Origin of the sequence: Flavobacterium sp. (genome assembly GCF_013823965.1) — a bacterium.
Lineage (GTDB): Bacteria > Bacteroidota > Bacteroidia > Flavobacteriales > Flavobacteriaceae > Flavobacterium.
This window is the reverse complement of record NZ_PNNA01000043.1, coordinates 1-4,529: the sequence shown is the minus strand read 5'-3', so window position 1 is coordinate 4,529 and position 4,529 is coordinate 1. Positions and strand designations below refer to the sequence as shown.

5 protein-coding genes and 1 pseudogene are annotated in these 4,529 nt (G+C 35.9%); all 6 read right to left on the bottom strand.

Annotated features, from left to right (window positions below):
- A pseudogene (locus C0430_RS04960) lies at positions 1-195 on the bottom strand (succinate--CoA ligase subunit alpha); the annotation flags it as partial.
- Positions 196-270: 75 nt separating this feature from the next.
- Positions 271-633, bottom strand: coding sequence for a nuclear transport factor 2 family protein (locus C0430_RS04955; protein ID WP_290866099.1), 363 nt, complete (start codon positions 631-633; stop codon positions 271-273).
- A 90-nt stretch (positions 634-723) separates the two neighbouring features.
- Positions 724-1,662, bottom strand: coding sequence for a UDP-3-O-(3-hydroxymyristoyl)glucosamine N-acyltransferase (locus C0430_RS04950; RefSeq protein WP_290866097.1), 939 nt, complete (start codon positions 1,660-1,662; stop codon positions 724-726).
- 69 nt (positions 1,663-1,731) lie between these two features.
- Positions 1,732-2,298 carry an elongation factor P gene (gene efp, locus C0430_RS04945; RefSeq protein ID WP_290866095.1) on the bottom strand — a complete coding sequence of 189 codons (567 nt, stop codon included), beginning with the start codon at positions 2,296-2,298 and terminating at the stop codon, positions 1,732-1,734.
- Positions 2,299-2,349: 51 nt separating this feature from the next.
- A complete protein-coding gene (lpxA, locus tag C0430_RS04940; protein ID WP_290866093.1) occupies positions 2,350-3,135 on the bottom strand; it encodes an acyl-ACP--UDP-N-acetylglucosamine O-acyltransferase in 786 nt (261 codons plus the stop codon).
- Positions 3,136-3,207: 72 nt separating this feature from the next.
- Positions 3,208-4,529: bifunctional UDP-3-O-[3-hydroxymyristoyl] N-acetylglucosamine deacetylase/3-hydroxyacyl-ACP dehydratase (locus C0430_RS04935; protein ID WP_290866091.1), on the bottom strand; the 1,322-nt coding region annotated here is incomplete at its 5' end.

The window sequence follows — 4,529 nt, the reverse complement described above, 5'->3', positions numbered from 1 at the left end:
ACCCGCTTGATCTACAGCATCTTTAACTGTATTGAAAACTGGACGATCTAAATGGGTCGTTCCTCCTTTTCCAGGAGTAACACCACCTACAACATTTGTACCGTATTCAATCATTTGAGAAGCATGGAAAGTTCCTTCGCTTCCAGTAAATCCTTGAACAATTATTTTGGAATCTTTATTGACTAAAACACTCATGATATATATTTTATGTAGTTTTTATTAATAGTGTTGCAAAAGTAAGGTTTTGCAGATGATTTTTCAAAAATTTGGTCAAGAAAAATAACTCATTTGAAATCCTTTAAACAATTTGTCGTCCTTTATTTCCCAAATAACGAAAAAATTACCCAAAAGCATGTCTTCCCTAGGATTTTCAATTGTCTTTACAAAGTGGGAAAAACGCAAAGAAACCAAATTATTTTCTTGAATAATGTGGCTAATTCTAATTTTGGAGCGAATGTAAGCTATTGCCATTTGATCTATTAGCGACATCATGTCTTGATAATTCATTTGAATAAAACCTTCGCTACTATTCCAATCGATGGTGAATTCTGGATGCAATAATTCACGAACCACTTTCTTATTCAATAGAGCGTCTGATTTGTAAAACTCAAGAACAATATCTTTTGGTGTCATATCTGTAAATTTTTATTTTTTAGCAGTTATATTTGGCATTGCGCTCACTGACGGTATTTGTTTGCAACAAATTCGTTTTTAGTGGCTATTTCATGACAGTTCTTTTAATTTTTGGAGGATATCCGGTATCTTTTTAATATTGGCCAATTGTTTCAGTTTTTCGCGAGATTCCTCTATTGGCGTGCCAAAATAAGTTTTACCTCCTTCAACGGATTTTGTAACACCTGTTTGTCCCAAAATCACGGCTTTTTCACCAATGGTTATTCCGCTTGTGGTGCCTACTTGACCCCAAATCGTAACTTCATCTTGAATTATTACGCAACCTGCAATCCCGGTTTGAGAGGCAATCAAACATTTTTTTCCAATAACGGTATCGTGTCCCACATGTACTTGATTGTCTATTTTTGTGCCTTCGCCAATGGTTGTGTCTCCGGTAACGCCTTTGTCGATGGTGCAAAGTGCGCCAATACCTACGTTGTTTTTGATGACCACTCTTCCTCCCGAAATTAACTGGTCATATCCTTCGGGACGTTTTTTATAATAAAAAGCATCTGCTCCGAGAATGGTTCCGGCGTGAATAATCACGTTGTCGCCTATTACGGTGTGGTCATAAATGGAAACATTGGAATGAATCAAACAGTTTTTTCCAATGACAACGTGGTTTCCAATAAAAGAATTGGGTTGAATTATTGTCCCCGCTCCAATTTTGGCGGAAGCTGAAACAGCAACATTGGAAAACTGGAATGGTTTAAAATGATTCGTCAAGATGTTGAAATCCCTAAAAGGATCATCCGAAATCAACAAGGCTTTCCCTTCTGGGCACTCCACATTTTTGTTAATTAAAATGATTGTTGCCGCCGAGTTCAGGGCTTTGTCGTAATATTTTGGATGGTCTACAAAAACAATGTCTCCTGATTCCACCACATGAATTTCGTTCATTCCAGAAACAGGAAAATTAGTATCACCAACAAACTCGCAATTAAGAATTTTGGCAATTTCTTGTAAGGTATGTATTTTGGGAAATTTCATTTGATTTAGAGTATAAGTAAAAAAGGTTATTTGTTTCAATCAACAGATAACCTTTTAACTGGAAACTATTTATTCTTTTACGCGTTCCATGTAATTTCCGGAAGTCGTATCAATTTTGATTTTGTCGCCTTCATTGATAAACAAAGGAACATTTACTGTTGCTCCTGTTTCAACCGTGGCTGATTTTGTGGCGTTTGTGGCCGTGTTTCCTTTTATTCCCGGTTCAGCATAAGTCACTTCAAGAATGACAGAAGCTGGCATATCTACTGAAAGTGGCAAATCAGTTTCTGTGTTGATGGCAATCATCACGTTTTCACCTTCTTTCAATAAATCTGGTGAATCCAACACGTTTTTGTTTAATGATATTTGTTCAAAAGATTCTACATTCATAAAGTGAAATAAATCACCTTCTGGATATAAAAATTGAAATTTATGGTTTTCCACACGTACTTCTTCTATTTTGTGTCCTGCTGAAAAAGTGTTGTCCAAAACTTTTCCGTTAGACAAACTTTTTAGTTTTGTTCTTACGAAAGCTGGTCCTTTTCCTGGTTTCACGTGAAGAAATTCTATGATTTTATAGATGTCGTTGTTGTATTTTATACACAATCCGTTTTTTATGTCTGAAGTTGATGCCATTGTATTTGTTTATTATTATTTGTTTATCTTTTGATTATTTTTTCTTGCGGATTATGAATTTCCAGAATATCCTTTCATAATTCCTCTTGATGAATTTCTGATAAAATCCAATATCTCGTCACGCTCTGGAGTGGCCTCCATTTCAGCTTCGATGATGCCTATTGCTTGGGTTGTGTTGTAATTTTTTTGATAAAGAATTCTATAAATGTCTTGAATTTCCCTTATTTTTTCTGGGGTAAAACCTCGTCTTCTTAATCCAACGGAATTGATTCCAACAAAAGACAAAGGCTCTTTTGCCGCTTTAGTATAAGGGGGAACATCTTTTCTCAACAAGGAACCTCCTGAAATCATGGCATGATCACCCACACTTATGAATTGATGAACGGCTGACAAACCACCAATGATAGCATAATTTCCAATCGTTACATGTCCTCCTAAAAGTACTCCATTGACAATAATGGCATTATCTCCTATGTGGCAATCGTGAGCAATATGAGCAGCTGCCATGATAAGACAATTATTACCTATTAATGTTTGACCGGAAGCTATTGTTCCTCTATTGATGGTTACACATTCGCGAATGGTACAATTGTCACCAATTATGGCCAAAGAATCTTCTCCTCCAAATTTTAAATCTTGTGGAACTGCGGAGATTACTGCTCCGGGAAAAATATTGCAATTTTTTCCAATTCTTGCTCCTTCCATTATAGTTACGTTTGAACCAATCCAAGTTCCATCACCTATAATAACATTATTATGAATCGTTGTAAAAGGCTCAATTACTACATTTTTTGCAATTTTTGCGCCTGGATGAACATAAGCTAAGGGTTGATTCATCTGTAATTTTTTATTAGGCCCCAAATCTATTCCTCTTCTTTCAAGAAAAAATAGTGTGGCAGTTGATAATTATTATTTTTTGGCTATTTGTGCCATTAATTCCGCTTCGGCGACTAATTTTCCATTGGCATAAGCATTGGCTTGCATGTGGCAAATTCCTCTTCTGATTGGACTGATTAAATCACATTTAAAAGTTAAAGTATCTCCCGGCAGCACTTTATGCTTGAATTTGACATTGTCAATTTTCATAAAATAAGTCAAATAATTTTCTGGATCAGGAACGGTACTCAACACCAATATTCCGCCTGTTTGTGCCATTGCCTCGACAATGATAACACCCGGCATTACTGGAGCTCCAGGAAAATGACCTACAAAAAAACCTTCGTTCATGGTAACGTTTTTCAACCCTACAATATGACTTTCGGACATTTCTATAATTCTGTCAATAAATAAAAATGGAGGTCTGTGTGGAAGAACCGACATAATCTTATGAATGTCCATCAATGGTTCTTGATTCAAATCATAAACAGGAACGTGATTTCTTTGTTCAATTTTAATGATTTTTGCCATCTTTTTTGCAAACTGCGTGTTGACGAAATGACCTGGTTTATTGGCAATTACCTTTCCTTGAATTCTAGTTCCAATCAATGATAAATCCCCTACAACATCCAGCAATTTGTGTCTTGCGGCTTCGTTTGGATAATGCAAGGTTAGATTATCTAAAATGCCGTTTGGTTTTACGGTTATTTCGTCTTTGCCAAAAGCAACTTTCAGGCTGTTCATTGTTTTTTCGGAAATTTCCTTGTCAACATATACAATGGCATTGTTTAAGTCTCCCCCTTTTATGAGTCCATCCTCCAAGAGTGATTCCAATTCATGCAAAAAGCTGAAAGTTCTCGAATCGGCGATTTCTGTTTTGAACTCGGAAATGTTTTTCATTGTGGCATTTTGGGTTCCCAATACTTTGGTGCCAAAATCGACCATTGCAGTAACGCAGTAGTTTTCGCTTGGCATTACCATAATTTCACTTCCAGTTTCTTCGTCGGTAAATGAAATTATTTCTTTTACCACATATATTTTCCTTTTTGCTTCTTGTTCTTCAATTCCTGCTTTTTCGATAGCTTCCACAAAATATTTTGAAGAGCCATCCATGATAGGAAGTTCTGAAGCATTCAATTCAATGATAACATTGTCTAAATCACAACCAACCAATGCTGCCAAAACATGTTCCGGTGTTTGAATTTTGACACCTAGTTTTTCCAAATTAGTTCCTCTTTGGGTATTCACAACATAATTTGCATCGGCTTCAATAATGGGATGCCCTTCTAGATCTAGTCTAATAAAGGTAAAACCATTATTAATTGGCGCAGGTTTAAAAGTTATTTTCACTTCTC

What these genes read in the sequence shown, in the direction of transcription:
- C0430_RS04955 (WP_290866099.1), bottom strand. Translation starts at nt 633, where the DNA reads ATGACACCAAAAGATATTGTTCTTGAGTTTTACAAATCAGACGCTCTA.
- lpxA (WP_290866093.1), bottom strand. Translation starts at nt 3,135, where the DNA reads ATGAATCAACCCTTAGCTTATGTTCATCCAGGCGCAAAAATTGCAAAA.
- C0430_RS04950 (WP_290866097.1), bottom strand. Translation starts at nt 1,662, where the DNA reads ATGAAATTTCCCAAAATACATACCTTACAAGAAATTGCCAAAATTCTT.
- efp (WP_290866095.1), bottom strand. Translation starts at nt 2,298, where the DNA reads ATGGCATCAACTTCAGACATAAAAAACGGATTGTGTATAAAATACAAC.